The sequence below is a fragment of the Haloferax mucosum ATCC BAA-1512 genome (genome assembly GCF_000337815.1).
Classification (GTDB): Archaea; Halobacteriota; Halobacteria; order Halobacteriales; family Haloferacaceae; genus Haloferax; species Haloferax mucosum.
This window is the reverse complement of record NZ_AOLN01000013.1, coordinates 216,455-230,675: the sequence shown is the minus strand read 5'-3', so window position 1 is coordinate 230,675 and position 14,221 is coordinate 216,455. Positions and strand designations below refer to the sequence as shown.

General features: G+C 61.9%; 20 protein-coding genes and 2 tRNA genes. 18 read left to right on the top strand and 4 right to left on the bottom strand.

Annotated elements, in window-relative coordinates; translation table 11 throughout:
* The first annotated feature begins 78 nt into the window (after nt 1–78).
* Nucleotides 79–486, top strand: a complete 408-nt coding sequence (locus tag C440_RS11160; RefSeq protein WP_049915732.1) for a zinc ribbon domain-containing protein — start codon at nt 79–81, stop codon at nt 484–486.
* Between the two features lie 19 nt (nt 487–505).
* Nucleotides 506–1,213: a TetR/AcrR family transcriptional regulator gene (locus tag C440_RS11155; RefSeq protein ID WP_008320586.1), complete on the top strand. Its 708-nt coding sequence runs from the start codon at nt 506–508 to the stop codon at nt 1,211–1,213.
* 30 nt (nt 1,214–1,243) lie between these two features.
* Here C440_RS11155 and C440_RS11150 read toward each other — a convergent pair whose 3' ends face one another.
* Nucleotides 1,244–1,591 (bottom strand): thioredoxin family protein, encoded by a 348-nt coding sequence (locus tag C440_RS11150; protein ID WP_008320585.1) that lies wholly within the window; start codon nt 1,589–1,591, stop codon nt 1,244–1,246.
* 206 nt (nt 1,592–1,797) lie between these two features.
* On the opposite strand from C440_RS11150, the gene C440_RS11145 reads away from it, so the two are divergent.
* From C440_RS11145 to rpsB, 13 genes are all read left to right on the top strand, one after another.
* Nucleotides 1,798–1,882 (top strand) — tRNA-Ser (locus C440_RS11145).
* A gap of 23 nt (nt 1,883–1,905) precedes the next feature.
* On the top strand, nt 1,906–2,406 hold the full coding sequence (locus C440_RS11140) for a 30S ribosomal protein S13 (protein WP_008320584.1): 501 nt from the start codon (nt 1,906–1,908) through the stop codon (nt 2,404–2,406).
* Entirely contained in the window at nt 2,403–2,930 is a 528-nt protein-coding gene (locus C440_RS11135; protein ID WP_008320583.1) for a 30S ribosomal protein S4, read from the top strand. Before C440_RS11140 ends, C440_RS11135 begins: the two co-directional genes overlap by 4 nt.
* On the top strand, nt 2,927–3,319 hold the full coding sequence (locus tag C440_RS11130; protein ID WP_008320582.1) for a 30S ribosomal protein S11: 393 nt from the start codon (nt 2,927–2,929) through the stop codon (nt 3,317–3,319). Before C440_RS11135 ends, C440_RS11130 begins: the two co-directional genes overlap by 4 nt.
* Before the next feature lie 6 nt (nt 3,320–3,325).
* Nucleotides 3,326–4,108 carry a DNA-directed RNA polymerase subunit D gene (locus tag C440_RS11125; protein WP_008320581.1) on the top strand — a complete coding sequence of 261 codons (783 nt, stop codon included), beginning with the start codon at nt 3,326–3,328 and terminating at the stop codon, nt 4,106–4,108.
* Between the two features lie 144 nt (nt 4,109–4,252).
* Nucleotides 4,253–4,337 (top strand) — tRNA-Leu (locus C440_RS11120).
* A 26-nt stretch (nt 4,338–4,363) separates the two neighbouring features.
* On the top strand, nt 4,364–4,714 hold the full coding sequence (locus C440_RS11115; RefSeq protein WP_004060267.1) for a 50S ribosomal protein L18e: 351 nt from the start codon (nt 4,364–4,366) through the stop codon (nt 4,712–4,714).
* Nucleotides 4,711–5,148 carry a 50S ribosomal protein L13 gene (locus C440_RS11110; protein WP_008320580.1) on the top strand — a complete coding sequence of 146 codons (438 nt, stop codon included), beginning with the start codon at nt 4,711–4,713 and terminating at the stop codon, nt 5,146–5,148. Before C440_RS11115 ends, C440_RS11110 begins: the two co-directional genes overlap by 4 nt.
* Nucleotides 5,142–5,540 carry a 30S ribosomal protein S9 gene (locus C440_RS11105; protein WP_008320579.1) on the top strand — a complete coding sequence of 133 codons (399 nt, stop codon included), beginning with the start codon at nt 5,142–5,144 and terminating at the stop codon, nt 5,538–5,540. The genes C440_RS11110 and C440_RS11105 overlap by 7 nt, the downstream gene beginning before the upstream one ends.
* A gap of 12 nt (nt 5,541–5,552) precedes the next feature.
* A complete protein-coding gene (locus C440_RS11100) occupies nt 5,553–5,747 on the top strand; it encodes a DNA-directed RNA polymerase subunit N (protein ID WP_008320578.1) in 195 nt (64 codons plus the stop codon).
* Entirely contained in the window at nt 5,744–5,920 is a 177-nt protein-coding gene (locus tag C440_RS11095; RefSeq protein ID WP_008320577.1) for a DNA-directed RNA polymerase subunit K, read from the top strand. The genes C440_RS11100 and C440_RS11095 overlap by 4 nt, the downstream gene beginning before the upstream one ends.
* Before the next feature lie 4 nt (nt 5,921–5,924).
* Nucleotides 5,925–7,124 (top strand): phosphopyruvate hydratase, encoded by a 1,200-nt coding sequence (gene eno / locus C440_RS11090; protein WP_008320576.1) that lies wholly within the window; start codon nt 5,925–5,927, stop codon nt 7,122–7,124.
* Nucleotides 7,121–7,906: a 30S ribosomal protein S2 gene (rpsB, locus tag C440_RS11085; RefSeq protein ID WP_008320575.1), complete on the top strand. Its 786-nt coding sequence runs from the start codon at nt 7,121–7,123 to the stop codon at nt 7,904–7,906. Before eno ends, rpsB begins: the two co-directional genes overlap by 4 nt.
* Nucleotides 7,907–8,023: 117 nt before the next feature.
* Here the strand turns inward: rpsB and C440_RS11080 are convergent, their stop codons facing one another.
* Nucleotides 8,024–8,842 (bottom strand): VOC family protein, encoded by an 819-nt coding sequence (locus C440_RS11080; RefSeq protein WP_008320574.1) that lies wholly within the window; start codon nt 8,840–8,842, stop codon nt 8,024–8,026.
* A gap of 99 nt (nt 8,843–8,941) precedes the next feature.
* Here C440_RS11080 and C440_RS11075 point away from each other — a divergent pair, with 99 nt between their 5' ends.
* Entirely contained in the window at nt 8,942–9,904 is a 963-nt protein-coding gene (locus C440_RS11075) for a zinc-dependent metalloprotease (RefSeq protein WP_008320573.1), read from the top strand.
* Nucleotides 9,905–10,184: 280 nt separating this feature from the next.
* On the opposite strand, the gene C440_RS11070 is transcribed toward C440_RS11075, so the two are convergent.
* Both C440_RS11070 and C440_RS11065 read right to left on the bottom strand, forming a co-directional pair.
* Nucleotides 10,185–10,415: a hypothetical protein gene (locus tag C440_RS11070; RefSeq protein ID WP_008320572.1), complete on the bottom strand. Its 231-nt coding sequence runs from the start codon at nt 10,413–10,415 to the stop codon at nt 10,185–10,187.
* 103 nt (nt 10,416–10,518) lie between these two features.
* Nucleotides 10,519–11,079, bottom strand: coding sequence for a hypothetical protein (locus C440_RS11065; RefSeq protein ID WP_008320571.1), 561 nt, complete (start codon nt 11,077–11,079; stop codon nt 10,519–10,521).
* Between the two features lie 146 nt (nt 11,080–11,225).
* On the opposite strand from C440_RS11065, the gene C440_RS17555 reads away from it, so the two are divergent.
* On the top strand, nt 11,226–11,378 hold the full coding sequence (locus C440_RS17555; RefSeq protein ID WP_161605930.1) for a hypothetical protein: 153 nt from the start codon (nt 11,226–11,228) through the stop codon (nt 11,376–11,378).
* A 117-nt stretch (nt 11,379–11,495) separates the two neighbouring features.
* Nucleotides 11,496–14,150, top strand: a complete 2,655-nt coding sequence (locus tag C440_RS11060; RefSeq protein WP_008320570.1) for an ATP-dependent helicase — start codon at nt 11,496–11,498, stop codon at nt 14,148–14,150.
* The last annotated feature ends 71 nt before the right edge of the window (nt 14,151–14,221 follow it).

The following is a 14,221-nucleotide window of genomic DNA, read 5'->3' as shown; positions in this document are numbered from 1 at the left end:
CGTCGGACTCACCACCGAAACGCCACACGAGACACCACAAACAGAACCCTCATGAGCGAGAATCAACCGAATCAAAGCATGAACGGACTCGACAAGCTCCGTCCGTGGATCGCCGCGCTCTTCGGCGTCTTCATCACCGGAGCGGGCCATCTCTTCCTTCGGCGCTGGCGACGCGCCTCGGTTTGGATAGCGCTCGCCATCTCTGTGGTCTTCCTGTTTGTTCCGGAGTCGGCACGCGTTGCCCTGCTAAGCGGCGGGCCGCGACCACCATTGATGGATGTCGCCCCGGCTCTCGCGGTCACTCTCGTTAGCGCTCTCGACGCGTTCTTGTTGGGCGTACAGCAGGCCGCCGAATCCAGCACGCCTCACACACCCGGCGAGGATGCAGAGACAGTTTCGTGCCCGCAGTGCGGCCGCGAAATCGACGCGGAACTCGACTTCTGCCACTGGTGTACGGTCCGATTCGACGAACCGAGAGACGACTGAAAACGCTACGCAACAGAACATGAACGACGACCGAATCGACACCGGACGAAGCGAGACCGAGCAAGCGATTATGGACGCAACGCTCAGAGCGCTCGTAAAACACGGCTATGCAGACCTTTCGATAAAGAATATCGGCACGGAATTCGAAAAGAGCACCTCGCTTCTGTACTACCACTACGAGAACAAAGACGAACTCCTGTTGGCGTTTATCGACTACGTTATCGACCTCTTCGTCGAGAATATCGACCCCGAAGCGGAAGACCCCGAGGCAGAACTCCGGGAGTTCGTCGAGTACGTCTTGGCTTCCGAAGACGAGACTGGAGACTGTGAAGACACCGTCCATAGAATACCGTTCCGTGAAGGGCCGAGAGCGTTCCAGCGAGTTATTTTCGAGCTTCGGACCCAGACGACGCACAACGACGCGTACCGCCGGAAATTCCGGCGTATGGAGTCTCACGTCATCGACACCATCGCTACGCTCATCGAACGCGAGATGGAGATGGGACGGTACCGCGAGTTGAACGCGGAGATGATGGCCGAGAATTTGATGGCGTTTCTCTTTCGAAGTCTCGACGTTCAGGTCACCGGAACCCGCCCCGAGTCCAAGCATGCGATGCGCGAGTCGGTCTACTTCCTCCTGGACAACGTCATGCCAAAAGGTGGCCGCCCCACCGACGCGGCGCTACGAGACGCCAACACGGACAGTGACGACGATACCGATACTTAACGACTGCTGAGCCGCCGCCATCGACGGCTCCTATTCTGCCCGTTCGACGAAATCGACAACCGCCTGTGCGCCTTGGAATCCGTCCGCGAGTCGGTCGGTGAGCGTTCCGTCTTCGAACAACAGGAGCGTCGGCACGCTCCGAATCGTGTACCGGTCGGCGACGGTCATGTCCGTCTGCGGATTTATCATCGCAACGACCACGTCGGTCGCCTTTGCGACGTTTCCGAGAACCGGCTCGATGCTCTGACACAGCGTGCATCCCTTCGTGTAGATGTCGAGGAGCACGCGGTCGTGTTCGTCGAGGAGGGCGTCTAATTCGTCCACCGTCTCGATTCGAATCGGTTTCGTCGGTGGGTTGACCGAGTCTGTCGAACTCATTGGGCGAAATACGTAACTGTGAAAGTTATGATTTTGGTGAATTGCCATGACACACCACAGTATGGGCGTGAGAGGCGATATCTCGGCGTCACACGTGAGGGGGCTTTCGTGATGTTTAAGTAATGCCCCCGTCTCGTAACGGATGCAATCGCTGTAGGGGAATGTCGTCCCCGAGTCCGTATGGGCGAAAATAACCAGAACGCAGTGTTGCGGTAGCCAAGCCTGGCCCAAGGCGCTGGGTTGCTAACTCAGTGGCGTCAAGCCCCCGGGGTTCGAATCCCCGCCGCAACGCTCACAATACGACTTTCCAAGTCATGAGTGCAGAAGAACCACAGGACGGCTCTCCGGAGGAGGAAGAGGACCTCCGTTACTTCATCCGTATTGGTCAGACCGACCTTGACGGGACGAAGACGGTAGAGCGCAGTCTGACGGACATGAAGGGTATCGGCAAGCGCACAGCGCGCATCATCGCCGACGCCGCGGACGTTGACCGAACGGCGCTGTTCGGTAAACTTCCCGAAGACGAGATCGACTCCGTTGTCGGTGTCGTCGAGAACTTCGAGGACCACGCCCCGACGTGGATGGCAAACCGACAGAAGGACTTCTTCTCCGGTGAAACCGGCCACATCACGGGTTCGGACCTCGAAGAGAAGCGGCGGCATGACATCAACCGCATGAAGATGATCAGCTCCTACAAGGGCGTTCGACACCAACGCGGCCAGAAGGTTCGCGGCCAGCGGACGAAGTCCACTGGACGTACTGAAGGCACCATCGGTGTCAACGTCGAGGAGATCAAAGAGGCGCAAGAAGAATGACAACGGGCAACAACACAAAGTTCTACGAGACGCCCAACCACCCGTTCCAGGGCGAGCGCATCGCTCAGGAATCGGACCTCCTCTCTCGGTACGGTCTCAAGAACAAAGAAGAACTCTGGCGTGCGCAGTCCGAACTGCGTAACATCCGCCGTGAGGCACGGAGCCTCCTCGGTGAGGCCCAGGGTGACGTTGAGGAAGCCGAGGCGCTCGGTGCCGAGTTCATGGCACGCCTGCGTCGCTACGGCATCCTGTCTGCGGAAGACGATATTTCGCAGACCCTGCGTCTCGACGTGACGGACATTCTCGAGCGACGGTTCCAGACGGTCGCCTACCGCAAGGGTCTCGGACAGACCCCGCAACAGGCCCGTCAGTTCATCGTCCACGGTCACGTGACCGTTGGCGGCGCTCGAACGACCGTCCCGTCCCGCAAGGTCGAAGTTGACGAAGAGAACACCGTGGCTTTCGACGAGACGTCGAAGCTCTCGGACGAACTGCACCCTGAGCGCGCGGAGGCCCAAGAATGAGCGAATCAGAAACTGGTGACAAGTGGGGAATCGCCCACGTTCACGCATCGTTCAACAACACGCTCATCACGGTCACTGACATCACGGGCGCCGAGACGATTGTCAAATCGTCCGGTGGTTCCGTCGTCAAGCAGAACCGTGACGAGGCATCTCCGTACGCGGCCATGCAGATGGCAGAGAGTGTCGCCGACCAGATCAAGGCGGCTGGCATCTCCGGTCTGCACGTTCGCGTCCGCGGTCCCGGTGGCAACCGTAACAAGAGCCCCGGACCCGGTGCACAGGCAACGATTCGCGCCCTCGCTCGCGCCGGTCTCGAAATCGGCCGCATCGAGGACGTGACGCCGATTCCGCACGACGGAACTCGCGCGCCGAAAAACAGCCGACTCTAAATCACCATGGCAAACGACTTCGAGGTCGAGTTCATCGAACGCGAAGACCGACGCGCACGCTTCGTCGTGCACGGTCTGACTCCGGCACTAGCCAACGGCATTCGCCGGGCGATGGTCGCCGACGTGCCGACGTTCTCTATCGACACCGTTCGGTTCGTAGAGAACACATCGGTCATGTTCGACGAGATGATCGGGCTTCGTCTCGGTCTGGTTCCGTTGACGACGCCCCTCGACGACTTCGAGCCCGGTGACACCGTCACCGTCGCACTCGAAGTTGATGGGCCGGCAACCGCGTACTCTGGGGACATCGAATCCGCGGACGACATGATCGTTCCTGCGGACGAGAACATCCCAATCATCGAACTGAAGGAAGGCCAGCGCCTCGAATTCGAGGCTGACGCCGTCCTCGGTTACGGAAAAGACCACGCCAAGAACCAAGGTGGGGTCGCCGTCGGCTACCGACATCTCCAACGCGTGGAGGTCGTCGGCGACGCCGGCGAGTTCGATGAACAGGAGCCGAACATTCTCCGTGGCGTCATCGAAGAGGCCGCGGCGGAACACGCGGACGACGAGGACGCCGAAGACGGCGACCTCGTGGTCACAGACGCGTTCGGCAACGACCTGACGAAGCGGTACCCCGGAAAAGAGGTCGAAGTGCACGACGTTCCCGGAGCGTTCGTCTTCAGTGTGGAGACGGACGGTTCCTTTAGCGTTGACGAGCTTATGAAGCGCGCAGTCGCCTCCTTAGGCGACCGAGCGGCTGAGCTCGAAGAGAAGGTCGCACTGTAAGAATGGATACTGCCCCGTCTCAACACCGACGTTCGCCCACTCCGCGAGGAGTCACATCCACCGACAGCGTGGCGTGTGACGACCTCTCGGCACCGGGCCGGACCGAAGGTGTTTTTACGGGGCATGAAGTACAGCGGAATGCTTGCAGGGATAGCCAAGTCTGGCCAACGGCGCAGCGTTCAGGGCGCTGTCTCATAGGAGTCCGCAGGTTCAAATCCTGCTCCCTGCACTCCGCTTTCTCTCTGGAGGTAGACAATGAGTAAGACGAACCCGAGACTCAAGAGTCTCATCGCCGAGCTGAAGGCGGTCTCGCGTGAGTCCGGTGCCAACGTCTGGCAGGATGTCGCGGACCGTCTCGAAAAGCCACGGCGCACCCACGCGGAAGTCAACCTGGGACGTATCGAACGATACGCCCAGGAAGACGAGACCGTCGTCGTGCCCGGCAAGGTGCTGGGTAGCGGTGTGCTACAGAAGAACGTCACCGTCGCGGCTGTGGACTTCTCGTCCACCGCTCGAACGAAAATCGAGCAGGTCGGCGATGTTGTGACGCTGGAACAACTCGCAGAACAGAACCCCGATGGGTCCAACGTACGGGTGATCCGATGAGTTTCGCCGAATTCGACGCAGACGTCGTTGTTGACGCCCGAAACTGCATTATGGGACGCGTCGCCTCGGAGGTCGCTCAGCGCGTCCTCGCAGGCGAAACGGTCGCCGTCGTCAACGCGGAAGACACCGTCATCACGGGCTCCGAAGAGGACGTGATGGGCGTCTACCGCAAGCGCGCCGAAGTTGGGTCGGACCAGGGTCCCTACTACCCGAAGCGTCCCGACCGAATCTTCAAGCGTGCCATTCGCGGCATGCTCCCGTACAAGAAACCCCGCGGCCGCGAGGCGCTCTCGAACGTCCGCGTCTACGTCGGCAATCCGTACGACGAAGACGGCGAGATGCTCGAAGACACCTCGTTGGACCGCCTTTCGAACATCAAGTTCATCTCGCTCGGAGAGGTTTCCGAGAAACTGGGTGCTAACGTCACATGGTAACGAACACGTCCGGTAAGAAGAAGACCGCAATCGCTCGCGCAACCGTGCGCGAGGGTGAAGGTCGAGTTCGTATCAACTCGCAGCCGGTCGAGCTGGTCGAGCCGGAGATGGCCCGCCTGAAGATGCTGGAACCGTTCCGCATCGCAGGCGAGGACCTCCGCTCGCAGGTCGATATCGACGTGCGCGTCAACGGCGGCGGCGTGGCCGGTCAGGCCGACGCAGTCCGCACCGCGCTCGCTCGTGGGCTGGTGCAACATCTGAACGACGCGGAGCTACGCGACGCGTACATGGATTTCGACCGTTCGCTTTTGGTCAACGACGTTCGCCAGTCCGAACCCAAGAAGTGGGGTGGACCGGGTGCACGCGCTCGCTACCAGAAGTCCTACCGCTGAGGTGATCTAACCATGATGATTCCCGTCCGGTGTTTCACCTGCGGCACAGTGATTGGCGAACACTGGGACGAATTCCAGGCTCGTGCCCGCGAGGGCGATGAGGACCCCGCAGACGTCCTCGACGAGCTCGGCGTCACCCGTGCCTGTTGCCGGCGGATGATGGTGTCGCACAAAGACCTCGTAGACGTCGTGTCACCTTACCAATGATACAACGGTACAACAGATACGAGAAAGCCCGAATCCTCGGCGCGCGAGCGCTGCAGATCTCCTACGGTGCACCCGTGCTCGTAGAGAGTGAGCAGACCGAACCTATACTAATCGCCGCTGAGGAGTACGACGCAGGTGTACTTCCGTTCACCGTCAAACGAGAGGGCAAGTGACAACATGACTCGAATCACATCCGTATCTCTACGCCGCGTACTCGACTCCCGTGGAAACCCGACGGTCGAAGCCGACGTTCTCACCGAATCCGGTGGGTTCGGTCGTGCCGCGGCCCCGAGTGGTGCGTCCACCGGCGAGTACGAGGCAATCGAACTGCCGCCGACTGAGGCCATCGCGGCCGCACGACGACACGCTGTTCCCCGACTCGTGAACGAAGTTCACGCGGGCAACCAGCGTGAGGTTGATGCCGCACTTCGTGCCGCCGACGGTTCCGAGAACTTCTCGGAAATCGGCGCGAACAGCGCCGTCGCAATCTCGATGGCGGCCGCAAAGGCCGGCGCTGACGTGCTCGGTGCACCGCTGTACCAGCACCTCGGCGGCGCGTTCCGCGGCGACAACTTCCCGACGCCGCTCGGGAACGTCATCGGTGGCGGTGAACACGCCAAAGAAGCGACGAACATCCAAGAGTTCCTCGCCGCACCGGTCGGTGCGCCGAGCGTCTCCGAGGCCGTCTTCGCCAACGCGAAAGTGCACGCCCGCGCGTCCGAGATTCTCGACGAGCGTGACGTGCCCGCCGCGAAAGGCGACGAGGGTGCATGGGCACCCGCCGTTTCCGACGCCGATGCGTTCGAAATCATGGCCGAAGCCGTCTCCGATATCGAAGACGAACTCGGATTCGAGATTCGGTTCGGACTCGACATCGCGGCGTCTGAAATGTTCGAAGATGGCGTCTACCACTACGGTGACGAGACGAAGACGACGGACGAGCAGATCGACTACGTCGCCGAGATGGTTGACGAGTACGACCTCGTTTACGTCGAAGACCCACTCGACGAGAACGACTACGAAGGCTTCGCGGAACTCACAGAGCGCGTGGGCGACCGCACGCTCATCTGCGGTGACGACCTGTTCGTCACCAACGTTGACCGTCTCTCCGACGGCATCGACGTGGGTGCCGCGAACTCGATTCTCATCAAGCCGAACCAGATCGGAACGCTGACCGACGCGTTCGACGCCGTCGAACTCGCGTCCCGAAACGGAATGGATGCCGTCATCTCTCACCGCTCTGGTGAGACGGAAGACACGACCATCGCACACCTCGCCGTCGCCACCGACGCGCCGTTTATCAAGACTGGCACGGTGCAAGGCGAGCGAACCGCCAAACTGAACGAACTCATCCGCATCGCGGACGACGCAGTATGAGCGACAACGAAAACGACGCGGTGGAGGTCGCCGACGAGGAACCCGAGACGGAGACCGAAGCGGTCACCGAGACGGGCACCGACGAGGCCGCCACCGAAGACGAGACAGTAGAGACCGCCGAGGCGGCCGACAAGGCCGCCGAGGCAGAAGAAGCGGAAGAGCCGGAACCGGCCTTCGACGAGGACGTTATGCCCGACGAAGACGCCGACCTGCTCATCCCGGTCGAAGATTACCTGGCCGCCGGTGTCCACATCGGTACCCAGCAGAAGACCAAGGACATGGTTCGGTTCATCCACCGTGTCCGCGACGACGGGCTATACGTGCTCGACGTCAGCCAGACGGACTCGCGGATCCGCACCGCCGCGGACTTCCTTGCGAACTACAGTCCGGAGCAGATTCTGGTTACGTCCTCCCGTCAGTACGGTCGCTTCCCGGCCGAGAAGTTCGCCGACGCGGTCGGCGCACGTGCCCGCACGGGACGCTTTATCCCCGGCACGCTGACGAACCCGGACTACGCCGGCTACATCGAACCCGACGTGGTCGTCGTCACCGACCCGATTGGTGATGCGCAGGCAGTCAAGGAAGCAATCACGGTCGGCATCCCGGTCATCGCGATGTGCGACTCCAACAACCAGACCTCGAACGTTGACCTCGTCGTCCCGACGAACAACAAGGGTCGTCGTGCGCTGTCGGTCGTCTACTGGCTTCTCGCCAACGAGACGCTCGACCGCCGCGGCTCCGACACCGTCTACGCCCTCGAAGACTTCGAGGCCGAACTCTAAGACGGGACGAGGTTTTCATTCGACTTTTCTGACGCTCGACCCGTGAGCGACTGCGTTCGGCGCAGTGGCGATATCACTACACGGGCAACCGAGTGCATGCGTTTGTTTTCGAACTCGTTACGGCAGTTCGACGACGCCTAACCGATCGTCGAACAGTTCGTGGTCGAACCACGCCATCCGGCGGTCGCTGTACTGGGTTTCGGCCCCGAGAGAGAGCACTTGGCGTGCCCTGTCGAGGTCGGTGACGCCGACGAGGAACGCACAGGGTCCTTCACCGACCTCGTCGATTCGCTCGGCGAGCACGCCGTCACCGGGTTCGCACAACGCGACGGGTGTCCCGGGCAAGACGGCGAACTGCTCGAACGGACCGGTAATCTCGACCGGAGACGGGTAGTGATGCCGGCGAGCGAACGTATCGGCGGTCGCTTGTCGGTCGCGGGTAGCGATGACGGCGGTCTGTAGGCCTCGGACAGACGTGTTCTGTGCCGCCTTTGGGACGCGATACCCGCGAGGGGTCCGGTCTCGGAGAGTGAAGGGAAGTCGTTGGTCGCTCCCTTCGAAACACATGTCCCATTCGACGAGTCGGCCATCCGGTCGTTCTCTGGCGGCGGCGTGCGGGCCATCGATGGGGATTCCGGCGTCGATAGCGGCCTTGGCACTGGCGGTGATATCGGGAACTTCGATACACCACGCGGTCGGGCCGGCACCGGTGGCGAGGTGAGACGGCCAGAACCCGGCTTCCTCGGCGTCGGTGCCGAGCGTCGGCGCGATGAGTTCGAGATACGAACCGTCGGGAAACGGAACCACGGCCATGTGCGTCGTTCCGGTACTGTGTTCACCGCCGTAGGTAGGGGTAAGTCCGACTTCGTTTGCGGCGGCGCGGAGTTCGTACAGTTCGAGACCACCGAATGCGACGTGGTCGATGGTTCGGTCCATACGCACCTCACGTCGGACTGCATATAGTGTCTAGGGCCTCTTGTCTGTGAGTCTGAGCATCGACCGAAGCGTTTTGGCTCCGGCCCACCTCGATAGCGTATGAATCTCTTTCGGAGCGTCAGAGCGGTTGCGGACGCTTCGGCGACCGGCTCTGGTACGATCGACTGGGACGCCGTCGCCGAAGCCTCAAAAGCCGCGACTGACCCGGGTTCGCTCGACCTATCGTCGGCCGAGCGAACGGGCTACGCGGCTGACGTCAGCGATGCCCGTGAACGTCTCGCGGTTGTCGCTGACGTGTCATTCGACGTGCCCGACGTCGTGGAAGTTCAAAACCGCCACCACTGGATCGACGCCAACGTCGAGACGTTCCGTCGTATCATGCGCCCGTTCGAGGAACACGGACCGATGGTCTTCCCGGGCGTCACACGCGCCGTCAACACCGGAACGTTCGCGTTTGTCCTCTCGTTTTTAGGAAATAACGTCCTCGGACAGTACGACCCGTTGCTTCTCGCCGAGGGTGACGACGACCACGGACTGTATTTCGTCCACCCCAACATCCGCCGCGTCGCCGACTCGCTGGACGTCGAGTACCCGCGGTTCCGGCGTTGGATTGCGTTCCACGAAGTATCGCACGCGGCGGAGTTCGGCGCGGCCCCGTGGCTCTCGACGCATCTCGAATCACGGATGGAACGGGGCGTTGACGCGCTCATTGACGGTGACCTCGACCGCGACGCGTTCCGCGAACTCGACACGGCGATGACGGCGGTCGAAGGCTACGCGGAACTCCTGATGGACCGCGCATTCGACGACGACTACGAAGACCTCCGTCGAAAACTCGACGAGCGACGACGAGGTGGCGGACCGGTTGCGAAAATCGCACGCCGCGTCCTCGGTCTCGGTCTCAAACGCCGCCAGTACGAACGCGGCGCTCGGTTCTTCGAATACGTCGCGGATGAACGCGGTGTCGCCGCCGCATCGCTCGTGTGGGAACATCCGGAGAATTTGCCGACCGATGCGGAATTGGACGCGCCCGAGCGATGGATCGCACGGGTGTCGCCCTGAGGAGACTGCAACTCCATCAGAATGCGCACCCGATGCCCGAACAGCGTTCGGGTCGTGCACGCACCTTGGGTAGGAACGCCGCGTCGAACCAGAGGCCCAACTCCGGAACGCCGCGGCGTATTCCGGGTAGAACCAGGTCGTTGCCCCTGCCCTGGTTACCGGCGAAAAATTGTGCTCAGACCATAGGTATATACCCTGCGATTCGTTGTCACACGTTTAATTCGGTTTACGTATATTTTCGTGAATATATTGGGATATAACGTTATTGTCTAACGTTTTGTCAGTATCTGCGATTTACTTCGGTGAACTCTCGACTCCAGCGTGACAGATACCACATAAGGAGCGCCCCGAGGACGACGCCGACGACGAGTACGATACCGGTTTGTAGAAGCGTTGCACCCGCTTGGACGGCAATGAGGGCCGCAGAGAAACCGATGAGGAGAATGAAGAAGGCTCTGAGGCGATTGCTTGCGAGTTCCGTCTCGTCGTCGCTCAGACTCGGTCCAACCACGCCGTCTCCCTCGTCTGGACCGAAAACAGCCGTGATAGTCCCCGCGCTAATCGTTCGTCCATATCGGAGATAACGGTCTGAGACGGTTTGAAACCGCTGGCTCTCACTGGAATCCGCGGCCGACGCCGTCGGATTCGATGAGGTCGTCGAGTTCCGACGACAGCAACTCGTCGGCGTCGGTGAACTCGTCCGAGAGACCGTCGAGACGGTCGGGTCGGGCGTCGAACTCGTAGTCCATCGGGCCGAACGCCGGGCTTTCCAGTGCTTCCATCACGTCGGTAAAGAAGTCGTCGGGCGTGGTCGGGGCTTCCGCGTGGACCTTCACCGTCTCTTCGAGACGCCGCGCCATCGACTCCGCTTGCGACTCGTCTTCGGGCGGACGTTGCACCCCGAACAGGCCGGCGTCGTCTGCTTCGTGGTGGTTCGGGAACAGCGGGTCGAGGTCGTCGTCGATGCGCCGGGCGACGCGAGCGCCGACGCCGCGCACGTCGTACGGGTTTTTCGCGTACGTCTTGAGTTGGTAGACACCGACATCGGGATGGCCGAGAAAGAGGTCTTCGCCGATATTCTGTCGTCGCTGACCCGCGACGGCCCGCCACGCGTCCGGGTCGCGGCCGTCGTCAACAACGTCTGAGAGAATGTCTTGCCAATCTCTGACGCGCATAGTAACCGCTAGCGCCGCAGTCGGAAAGAACGTGACGGTTGTGGCGATGTCGGACGTTCGATTCGGCGTCGGTCGTGGTCACTGCACAGTCCATCGCCCGGATATTGTAGAAGGTTTTACGAAATGTCGTCCCATCGACCGGTGCGATGACTCCACTGTCGATTAGCGGTCCGGAAGTAATTGCTGTCTCATTCTCGCTTTTTCCGTACGTCGCGCCACTCGTCCTCGGTTGGGTCGTCTATCGCCTCTACACCGAACTGACCGACCTTCGGCGCGAAGTCGAGTCGATAAAAGAGTAATCCAGCCCGGACTGCGACCCGTTCTCCGCGACGCGTCAGGACGCTTCAGTGCGGTGGCTTCGGAGCCGGGTCGAACGACCGACGGCTATTTGCCCGCGCCTCACCGACGATTTCGACGTGAATCTTCGCGGCCCGCTCGTCGAGGTCGGCGAGCCACGCGATGTCGAGACGCGACACGGTGAGCGCTCGCTGGCGGAGGTGACGCTTCGCCCCGAGCGCGGGACGGCCGACCCCGTCACGGTCACGCTCTGGGGGAAGTGGACTCACGCCGCCGAGCACGCCGAACCGGGGATGGACCTGCTCGTCACCGACGTGGAGGAATCGGAGTATCGCGGTGAGACGACCTACACGACCGGAAAATCGTCGTTCGTCGTCGTCGAACCCGACTTCCTCGTTGACGTGACCGACATCCGCTCGTGGGTACAGTGCTCGCGGATGTACTACTTAAACAAACTCTCGGGCATCCCGCTGAACTATCCGGTCGTCAAAGGGACCATCGTCCACGACGTGTTCGGCGACCTCCTCCGCGGCCGCGACCTTGACTCGTCTATCGACGAACGCATCGACGAACGCGGCCTCGAACTCGGCTTACTCGGGCGAGACGTCGAGGAAGTCGCGGACGAAGTCCGCCGAAACGCCGCCGCCATCGAGGGCTGGCTCTCGCAGGGCGTCCTCACCGACGAGGACGAGTGGCGCTCGGAGTACACACTCATCTCGCCGACGTTCGGTATCAAGGGCCGCGCCGACGCGCTCCGCCGCGGTTCGCCCGTCGAACTCAAAACCGGCAAGAACCTCAAGCGCGACCCGCGGTTTCAGGACAAGATTCAGGCCGCGGCGTACGCGCTTATCCTCGACGAACGCGGTGTCCCGGTCGATACGGGAACGCTCCTTTACACGAAGAACACGACACTCGACCGAACCGAAGAGTCCGGCGACCTCTCGCCCGCGAAGGACTTCTCGATTGGACGCGGTCTCCTCGAATTCGTCGTCCGCACCCGCAACGAAATCGCCGCGATGGAACACGACGTGTCGGTGCCGACGGGCTACGAGTCGAACTCGAAGTGCCAGTACTGCTTCGAAAAAGACACCTGCATGGTCGTCTCCGGCCGTCTCGGGCAAGAGTCGAAAGCTGGAGCCATCGGCAACCCGGTTCCCGAGGACGAACGCGAATACTTCGACCGCTTCTATCGCGCCATCGAAGACGAGCGGCGCGCGGTCCACAATGAGTACCGCAAACTGTGGGACCAGACCGCCGAAGAGCGTGCCGACGACGACCGAGCCATCATCGGTCTCGAACCGCTCGGCCGCGAGGAGCGACCCGACGGCACCTGGGAACTCCACGCGAAGAAGACTGACGACGCGGTGTCGAAACTCCGCGAAGGGGACGTCGCGCTCGCCAGCGACGGCCACCCTGTCGAGGGCCACGCCGAACTCGCCCGCATCGTCGAACTCGGCGCGGAAGTGGTCGTCACGACCGACGAACCCGTCCCGCTTCGCCGCCTCGACGTGTACCCGTCTGAACTCACGGTAGACCGCCTGTTGACGGCGCTTCACGACGGGGTTCTCAAAGGCTCTCCCGACCGGAAGGACGTGTTGTTCGACCGTCGTGCGCCCGTTTTTTCGGACCGCTCTACCGGAACGACCCACATCGACAACAACGAGGGACAGGACGAAGCGGTCAGCCTCGCCATCGACGCGGACGACCTCGCGCTCATCCACGGGCCGCCGGGGACGGGCAAGACCTACACTATCGCGCGAACAATCCGCGCGCTCGTCGAAGACGGCAATCGGGTCCTCCTGTCCGCCTTTACGAACCGTGCCGTGGACAACGCTCTCGAAGCACTGCGCGACCAAGGGTTCGAGGACGTAGTTCGTGTCGGGACCGAAACCGGCGTCCGAGAGGACATGCTCGACGTTCGACTCTCCCGAAGCGGCGACCCCGACACGCTCGCAGGCACACTTCACGACGCGCCGGTCGTGGCCGCGACGACCGCGACCTGTGGCTCTCGGGTGATGCGCGAGCAGTCGTTCGACGTCGCCCTCGTTGACGAAGCCTCGCAACTCACCGAACCGGGAACCCTCGCCGCCGTGAACCTCGCAGACCGATTCGTCCTCGTCGGCGACCACAAGCAACTCCCGCCCGTCGTTCGTGCCGAAAACGACCTCCAGACGTCGCTGTTCCAGCGCCTCATCGAGACCTATCCGGAGGCGTCGGTGATGCTTGACCGCCAGTACCGGATGTCACAGCGGATTCAGGCGTTCGCCTCCAAGGAGTTCTACGACGGCGCGCTCCGTCCTGCGACCGGCGCGGTAGCCGCACAGCACCCTCGTGACCTCGGTATCGACGTGCGCGACCTGCCTCCCGAACTCGAATCTCCAGTCGCGTTCATCGACCCCGACGGGCGGCGCGTCGGCAACACGAATCCGACCGAGGCCGACCGCGTGGCCGACATCGTCGCCGCCTACGAGACCGCCGGTGTCGATGCCGACGATATCGGCGTCATCGCGCCCTTCCGCGCGCAAGTGGCCGAAATCTCCCGCCGAACAGACGTGACGGTCGATACGGTAGACCGATTCCAAGGCTCGTCGAAAGAGGTCATCGTCGTCTCGTTTGTCGCCACCGGCGACCTCGACGGCCCGCTGTTCGAGGACCACCGCAGAATCAACGTCGCCCTCACGCGGGCCAAAAAGGCGCTGTGTCTCGTCGGCGACGCGGCCGCGCTCGAATCGGACCCGTTCTACGACCGACTGTTGGACTGGGCGCGGCGGTAGCCGACTCTCCTGTCTACGTTTCGCACCGCCAGTCGCTCCGCCGACAGGTTCACCTTTCTTCTGCCGTACTC

Excerpts from the sequence above, each read along its gene's own strand:
- C440_RS11160 (WP_049915732.1), top strand. The coding sequence starts at position 79 with ATGAACGGACTCGACAAGCTCCGTCCGTGGATCGCCGCGCTCTTCGGC.
- C440_RS11155 (WP_008320586.1), top strand. The coding sequence starts at position 506 with ATGAACGACGACCGAATCGACACCGGACGAAGCGAGACCGAGCAAGCG.
- C440_RS11150 (WP_008320585.1), bottom strand. The coding sequence starts at position 1,591 with ATGAGTTCGACAGACTCGGTCAACCCACCGACGAAACCGATTCGAATC.
- C440_RS11140 (WP_008320584.1), top strand. The coding sequence starts at position 1,906 with ATGAGTGCAGAAGAACCACAGGACGGCTCTCCGGAGGAGGAAGAGGAC.
- C440_RS11135 (WP_008320583.1), top strand. The coding sequence starts at position 2,403 with ATGACAACGGGCAACAACACAAAGTTCTACGAGACGCCCAACCACCCG.
- C440_RS11130 (WP_008320582.1), top strand. The coding sequence starts at position 2,927 with ATGAGCGAATCAGAAACTGGTGACAAGTGGGGAATCGCCCACGTTCAC.
- C440_RS11125 (WP_008320581.1), top strand. The coding sequence starts at position 3,326 with ATGGCAAACGACTTCGAGGTCGAGTTCATCGAACGCGAAGACCGACGC.
- C440_RS11115 (WP_004060267.1), top strand. The coding sequence starts at position 4,364 with ATGAGTAAGACGAACCCGAGACTCAAGAGTCTCATCGCCGAGCTGAAG.
- C440_RS11110 (WP_008320580.1), top strand. The coding sequence starts at position 4,711 with ATGAGTTTCGCCGAATTCGACGCAGACGTCGTTGTTGACGCCCGAAAC.
- C440_RS11105 (WP_008320579.1), top strand. The coding sequence starts at position 5,142 with ATGGTAACGAACACGTCCGGTAAGAAGAAGACCGCAATCGCTCGCGCA.
- C440_RS11100 (WP_008320578.1), top strand. The coding sequence starts at position 5,553 with ATGATGATTCCCGTCCGGTGTTTCACCTGCGGCACAGTGATTGGCGAA.
- C440_RS11095 (WP_008320577.1), top strand. The coding sequence starts at position 5,744 with ATGATACAACGGTACAACAGATACGAGAAAGCCCGAATCCTCGGCGCG.
- eno (WP_008320576.1), top strand. The coding sequence starts at position 5,925 with ATGACTCGAATCACATCCGTATCTCTACGCCGCGTACTCGACTCCCGT.
- rpsB (WP_008320575.1), top strand. The coding sequence starts at position 7,121 with ATGAGCGACAACGAAAACGACGCGGTGGAGGTCGCCGACGAGGAACCC.
- C440_RS11080 (WP_008320574.1), bottom strand. The coding sequence starts at position 8,842 with ATGGACCGAACCATCGACCACGTCGCATTCGGTGGTCTCGAACTGTAC.
- C440_RS11075 (WP_008320573.1), top strand. The coding sequence starts at position 8,942 with ATGAATCTCTTTCGGAGCGTCAGAGCGGTTGCGGACGCTTCGGCGACC.
- C440_RS11065 (WP_008320571.1), bottom strand. The coding sequence starts at position 11,079 with ATGCGCGTCAGAGATTGGCAAGACATTCTCTCAGACGTTGTTGACGAC.
- C440_RS17555 (WP_161605930.1), top strand. The coding sequence starts at position 11,226 with ATGACTCCACTGTCGATTAGCGGTCCGGAAGTAATTGCTGTCTCATTC.